The sequence below is a fragment of the Gardnerella coleohominis genome, from assembly GCF_002896555.1.
Classification (GTDB): domain Bacteria; phylum Actinomycetota; class Actinomycetes; order Actinomycetales; family Bifidobacteriaceae; genus Bifidobacterium; species Bifidobacterium vaginale_F.
In genome coordinates, this window is sequence record NZ_MNLH01000011.1 from 1 (window position 1) to 6,728 (window position 6,728).

Here is a 6,728-nt window from a genome sequence, read left to right on the forward strand (position 1 = left end):
CTGTTATGACAATGGTATTATGGAATCATTTTTCGGTAGGCTTAAAAACGAGATGTATTACGGGCATGAGCATGAGTATGCTTCGTTTGAAGAGTTTGATCGAGCAATGAGGGAATATATTTATTATTACAATAACGAGAGAATACAGAAGAAGACTGGGTGGGTGCCTCCTGTTAAATGCAGGAAAGCATCCACGCAGACGATATGATTAAGTAAAAAGGGATATGTGTCCAGAAAAAGGGGTACATATCAGCGCTCTAAGTCCACAAAATCAAGAACACTCCCCCGAATTTGTTTACTTATCTGGTACCTAAGTCCACAAAAGTAAGCGCGACGAGCTGGCTTGCTATTAATTAGGCAGAGATTTAAGATTTTTCGCACAGAGCGAAATGAACCTCAGCACGAAGTGGTGATTCATTGAGCGAAGAAGAAAAATTGAAAAATCTCGGTGATTAACCGAAGATTAAAAGACTAAACATGCCAAGAGCTGTCGAAGTTTCTCTTAGAGCAATGTAAAAATCTTGCGATGAGAGAAACTCCGAGAGCTCAGCAACATTGCATAGGAAACCCGTACCTCAATAGAGCGTAACGTCTGTCCTCACGGCTAATTGCCGCTCGGCTGAGCTTGCGTTGAAAGCGCACCGTGCTTTCAACTTTGAGCAAGCTCACGCTCCGAATTGCTTTTGCACACTACGTTCTAAGTGCAAAAGCAGGTCGTCGCGCTAGTAACACCAATCCCTCACCGCCAGAGTCATGCATTCTCTTGCGCCGATAGAAACTCCGAGAACTTAGCCCCAATAGAATGAATCTTAAAGCGCACTACGCGCTTTAGGCTGGATGATGATCGCCAGAAAACGTAATAAATACTGCGAACATAACAAATCCCATGCCGATGATATCAATTACTGTCGGTATTTCTCCAAAACCAATGCCGACAAGCGCAGCAATAGCAGGATACAATGCTTGCATTACTGAATACCTTGCAGAAGTTACCCTTTTCAGTAAAACCTGATCAAGCAAAGTAGGAACAAACGAAGCACATATTGCTATTACCACCATAAGAGCCACGAGCTTTAAAGCGCCAAATGACCCCAAAGCCCAAGTCGCACCTGGTTTAGGCCATATAACATGCTGAACAGCAGGTACAGCAAGCACTGAAGATTGCAATAACCAGCCTATTAAAGCCGCTACGCTAACTCGATCAATCGCATTATTACCTTTAGCCATAGCTCGCCCAGAAACGATATAAACTCCCCACATGGATCCGCCTATAAGAATCGCAATCAAGCCCATAAGAAAATGAGGACTTGACCCGTCTCTCATAGAAGTAAACGCGAGCAAAGTAATGCCGCAAGCCGCAATAATAATTCCTATCCTTTCGCGCCAAGTTTTTCCTGTTATAACGGCAACCATAAGTGGCCCAACAAATTCAATCGTTACCGCAACGCCAACAGCCATACAACTTATTGCAAGATAGAACATTGTGTTCATTAGAACAAGTGAGATTCCCAGTGCTACTACAATCCCCCACTGTTTGTAATTTTTAGGCAAAAATTGACGTTTTTTACGCGAAAAAGGTCGTCTCCATAAAAGAAGGAAAAGTGTCATGAAACCAACGCGATACCAAACTGCATAAAGTGGATCCAACTGACTAAAAGCTACTTTTGCAACAGAAGTAGCAATATACACCATCGCAGCTTCAATAACGATGATAAGAAGCACTGGCATGCGATTGAGAAGGCTCACAACAAATCGTTTCATATTCTCAACCATACACGACCTTAATACCTATTACACATAACTTAGCAAAATTGCAACACGCTGATAAAAATAAAAGAGGCAATATCGAACACTTGTTCTATTATTATCTTATGAGTACCGCACCTAGAGTATCGGCAGCAAAGCGTGATTGGGGGCACGACACCTCTGGCTGCAATATACTTCACATTGATATGGACGCTTTTTACGCATCCATAGAGATGGCACGACACCCAGAACTTTTAGGCAAGCCGATAATAATTGGAAACGGTCCACGTTCTGTAGTTTCAGCAGCAAGTTATGAAGCTCGAGCATACGGAGTTAATTCTGCTATGCCAACGTCTAAGGCACATAGATTATGTCCAAATGGGATTTTTCTTCCAGTTGACATGCCGTATTATCAGTTAATTTCCCAAAAAATCTTTGACGAAATTTTCTCTAAAATCACTAATCAAATAGAAAAAGTCTCAGTTGACGAATGCTATATGGATGTAAGCTCAGCACTATTGCACTGGAATTCGCCTATAAAAATAGGCAGTTGGATACGGACTGAAGTCGAGAACAAATTCCATTTAACATGCTCTGTAGGAATTGCTTCAAACAAGCTTATCGCAAAAATGGCTTCAACAAACGCAAAGCCAAATGGCATGTTACTTATCCCAAAAAGTCAAAATATTAATTTTGTTTCTATTATGCCTTTACGAGCCATACCGGGAATTGGCTCAACTCTGTCTCGCACACTATTGTCATGGGGCATCAACGATATTGCAACATTGCGCACTATTGATGAAACAACTCTTAAACGTGCAACTGGATCTTCTAGCTCAGCACACATGTTGTATCAAGCAGCGCGCGGAATCGACGAACGACCAGTCATTAATAATGCTCCAGAAAAATCTATTGGGACTGAAAGAACACTAGATTATGACACCACTGATATTGAATCAGTTAATAAGCTTCTTAGATACTGCTGTAATGAAGTAGCTAGATCTTTGAGGAAACGCGAATTAGTCGCATATACAGTAACGCTTAAATTACGATTTAGCGATTTGCACTACTCTACTCGCTCGCATACTTTGCGCAATGCTACAGACAGCGCGAATGAGCTTTACAAACAAGTAATTGAATTATTAAACTCATTAAATCCACAAATCAACAATGCTGCGCGCGATATTTCGAACACAAAGTCATCGTATTTTTCTAAGAATAAGATAAGCATAGAATCGCAACAGAAGCCATATACGCAAACAACATCTTTAGACAAACAATCAAAATCTGCACACGCGCAAATATCACCTGAAAATACACAAGCAACACCTGAAAATACACAAGCAACACCTGAAAATACACAAGCAGAAAAGAGATTACTAAGCCCTATAAGACTTGCTGGAGTAAGCGTTAGTAATTTAAAGAAAAGTATAAAAACATTTTTGCAGCCGTCTATAGACGATATATATGAAGAGCAAAAACGCGAGCCAAGTTTTAATAATTCAACTTATAACTCAACACATAACTCAACAAATAACTCAGCTCAATCGACTAGTAATTTGAATAAAGCTTCACGAATAAGACGCGCAGAACACGTACTAGATGCAGTTAAAGAAAAATATGGAGAAAATATAGCAAATTTAGGAATATAAGCTAAATATAGTAATTCTGCTTACTGCATACTACTTACTGTTTAATTTAGTATTACAGCTTGTTATCTGTTATCTGCTATTTACTATTTTCTAGGCGGAAGATCAGCCACACGCTGCTCATCCCAACCCGAAGGGCCGGCGTCTGTAGCTCCACCTAAATCTCCAAGCTTGTCGAAATAGTCAACAGCTGCATCTCGATACCATTGCCATTCTTCAGGAACATCGTCTTCGTAAAAAATAGCCTCAACTGGGCAAGCAGGCTCACACGCTCCACAATCAACACACTCATTCGGATTGATGTAAAGAGTGCGATCGCCCTCATAAATGCAATCAACAGGGCACTCATCAACGCAAGCCTTATCTTTTACGTCTACACAAGGCTCTGCTATGACGTATGGCATGAGTACACCTTTCTTTGCAAATCGTTAAATAAGCTAGTGCAACTATAGCAATAGCAAGTAGGGCTGGTATTTCATATTATCGAAACGCCAACCCTACTATTATACTCCATAAATCAGCTTATTAATTACAATAGCTATTTACTGGTGTCTTGACCGCTAGTACTATCCGGTGCGTCATTACTGCCTCGCGAGTTTTTATCGCCTCGCAAATCTTGCATATCTTTTTGAGCCAAATCAATATCTTTAGCAATAAGACTTTCAACCGGCACACCCATCTTTTTAGCAAGCCTTATCTGCTTACCTAAAATGGAATGCCTGTACGAATACGCAAAGTAAACCGTAAAACCTATAACAAGCCAAACTAAGAATCTCACCCATGTTAAAACAGAAAGATTTAACATAAGCCATAAGGTAGAAATAGCAGCAATAATAGGCAACCATGGATTCCCAGGAACTTTAAACGAACGGTTCAAATCTGGCCTACGCATGCGCATAATTGGCACACCTACTGAAACCATAAAGAACGCGGACAAAGTACCAATATTAACCATGTCTGAAAGTATCTGAATATCTAATGATGACGACACAATCGCGACTACAACACCAGCAATGATTTGTATTGTTGCAGGAGTTCCACGCTTGCCGACTTTAGAAAGTCCACGAGGAAGCAGGCCATCTCGGCTTACAGCAAATACGATTCGCGTAAGACCAAGCAAAAGTACCATAACAACAGTTGTTAAGCCTATTACAATGCCGAAAGATATGATTTTTGCTGCCCAAATAGCTCCAACCATTTTAAAGCTCGTTGCAAGAGAAGGACTATCGCTCGAAGCTAGATCACTGTATGAAACCATACCTGTTGTTACTACAGCCACAAGAATATAAAGAACTGTGACTAAAAGAAGACCTAAGCAAATACCCAAAGGAATATTCTTATGAGGATTTTTTGTTTCTTCAGCAGTCGTTGCAACAATATCAAAACCAATAAATGCAAAGAACACTAAAGCAGCACCTGAAAGAATACCTACGATTCCGTAAGTTTGCGGCTGCATGCCCGTAACCCACTGCCATAGAGGCTGCATAAGCTCGCCCTGCTCATGAATAGTCTTTATTTTTGAAACATCAGTAGCAGGCGGAATAAACGGCGCAAAATTGGATGCTTTAACGTAGAAGAATCCAACGATTATTACGAATAGCACGATACCAATTTTTAATATTGTAAGAGCACCATCAAATCGAGCTGAGAGCTTAGTACCCAATACGAGCATTACCGTAAAGAATAATACGATAAATGCTGGGGCAAAATCTAAGTCAAACGAACCTAGCTTTATTGTAGAGCTGAATGGGATTCCAAATAAGTTCATTAAATCATTTAGATAAACACCCCAATATTTTGCTATAACAGATGATGCCATAAGCATTTCGAGGATCATATCCCATCCAATAATCCACGCAATCAACTCACCAACAGTAGTGTAAGTAAATGTGTAAGCAGATCCTGCCACTGGAATCATTGAAGCGAATTCTGCGTAGCACATTACGGCTGTACCGCATACTGCCGCCGCAATGATGAAGCTTATAATAACCGAAGGGCCAGCATGGAACGCTGCAGCTTGAGCGCCAACAGAGAAGATGCCAGCACCAACAGCAACGGCGACACCCATAACAGCTAAGTCCCAAGCGTTAAGCGTGCGGTGGAGGCGTCTTCCGCCTTCCATTGTTTCAGCCAGCGTTTGTTCTACTGACTTCTTTCTCCAAATTTGCATAATAATACCTTTGCTTTTAAACATGCATAACTTGAATATTAAAACATGTTAAGTTAAAAAACTTATGTAAATTTTACACATAAACCATCTACATAACGCGTTTTCATAAAATTCTTACGAAAATAACAGGCTAATCAGTAGATAATTATTCTATTTAAGCTATAAAAGTTAAATTATACGACTTCGTTAAACACTGTTTTAGGCTCAAATTGTTAGGACTATAACCACAATTGTTATTCCCATAATCCAAATTATTTTGGAATACTATTGAGTATTTGTATAAATTATGAAGCTGACAGATTTTGCCTATAACCTCAGATTTTGTTTGCTTAAGAGCGCAAGTGTCGTGCTTCATTGTTTGCGTAGCGCTTAATATGCACGAAAAAGGTAATAAAAAAGCGGGGAGTGAAACTCCCCGCTCGAAGAATAATGCGGCAGCGTGCTAGTCTCCCACACCCTATCGAGTGCAGTACCCTCACCGTGTCAGGCCTTAGCTTCCGGGTTCGGAATGGGACCGGGCGTCTCACCTGAGCCATGACCACCGCAAACTTAATTATAACACTCACAGTAAACCATGAGCGGAATAGTGGCAGTTAGGGAACCGGACATGAACGCGAGTAACAATCAAACCAATCTCAACAAACTTAAACGCAGAATCTTTTAACACTCCAAGCTAACCAGAATATTAAACCATAAGCTTAAAAGAGTATATTACTATCGCCCGTTAGTACTGGTCAGCTCCACCCCTTACAGGGCTTCCACATCCAGCCTATCAACCACGTGTTCTTCATGGGGGCTCACACACTAAGTGCAAGGAATGCTAATCTTGGAGCAGGCTTCCCGCTTAGATGCTTTCAGCGGTTATCCCTTCCAAACGTAGCTAACCGGCAGCGCCACTGGCGTGACGACCGGCATACCAGAGGTTTGTCCACCCAGGTCCTCTCGTACTATGGGCAGGTCTCCTCAACATTCCAACGAGCGCAGAGGATAGAGACCAAACTGTCTCACGACGTTCTGAACCCAGCTCGCGTGCCGCTTTAATCGGCGAACAGCCGAACCCTTGGGACCTGCTCCAGCCCCAGGATGCGACGAGCCGACATCGAGGTGCCAAACCATCCCGTCGATATGGACTCTTGGGAATGATCAGCCTGCTGTCTCTTATA

The 6,728-nt window shown here is 41.5% G+C and carries 5 protein-coding genes and 2 rRNA genes; 2 read left to right on the top strand and 5 right to left on the bottom strand.

Annotated features, from left to right (window positions below):
• Positions 1–208: IS3 family transposase (locus BFS05_RS06440; protein ID WP_146026731.1), on the top strand; the 208-nt coding region annotated here is incomplete at its 5' end.
• A 620-nt stretch (positions 209–828) separates the two neighbouring features.
• Here the strand turns inward: BFS05_RS06440 and BFS05_RS06445 are convergent.
• Complete coding sequence (locus BFS05_RS06445) at positions 829–1,761, bottom strand: EamA family transporter (RefSeq protein WP_103085142.1); 933 nt, start codon at positions 1,759–1,761, stop codon at positions 829–831.
• Between the two features lie 110 nt (positions 1,762–1,871).
• Between BFS05_RS06445 and dinB the strand changes: the two genes are divergently transcribed.
• Positions 1,872–3,398: a DNA polymerase IV gene (gene dinB, locus BFS05_RS06450; protein ID WP_258004296.1), complete on the top strand. Its 1,527-nt coding sequence runs from the start codon at positions 1,872–1,874 to the stop codon at positions 3,396–3,398.
• Positions 3,399–3,481: 83 nt separating this feature from the next.
• On the opposite strand, the gene fdxA is transcribed toward dinB, so the two are convergent.
• From fdxA to BFS05_RS06920, 4 genes are all read right to left on the bottom strand, one after another.
• Positions 3,482–3,799, bottom strand: a complete 318-nt coding sequence (fdxA, locus tag BFS05_RS06455) for a ferredoxin (RefSeq protein ID WP_103085140.1) — start codon at positions 3,797–3,799, stop codon at positions 3,482–3,484.
• 134 nt (positions 3,800–3,933) lie between these two features.
• A complete protein-coding gene (locus BFS05_RS06460; RefSeq protein WP_103085141.1) occupies positions 3,934–5,565 on the bottom strand; it encodes an APC family permease in 1,632 nt (543 codons plus the stop codon).
• Positions 5,566–5,994: 429 nt separating this feature from the next.
• Positions 5,995–6,111, bottom strand: a 5S ribosomal RNA gene (rrf, locus tag BFS05_RS06465).
• A 158-nt stretch (positions 6,112–6,269) separates the two neighbouring features.
• Positions 6,270–6,728 (bottom strand): 23S ribosomal RNA (locus BFS05_RS06920); the annotation flags it as partial.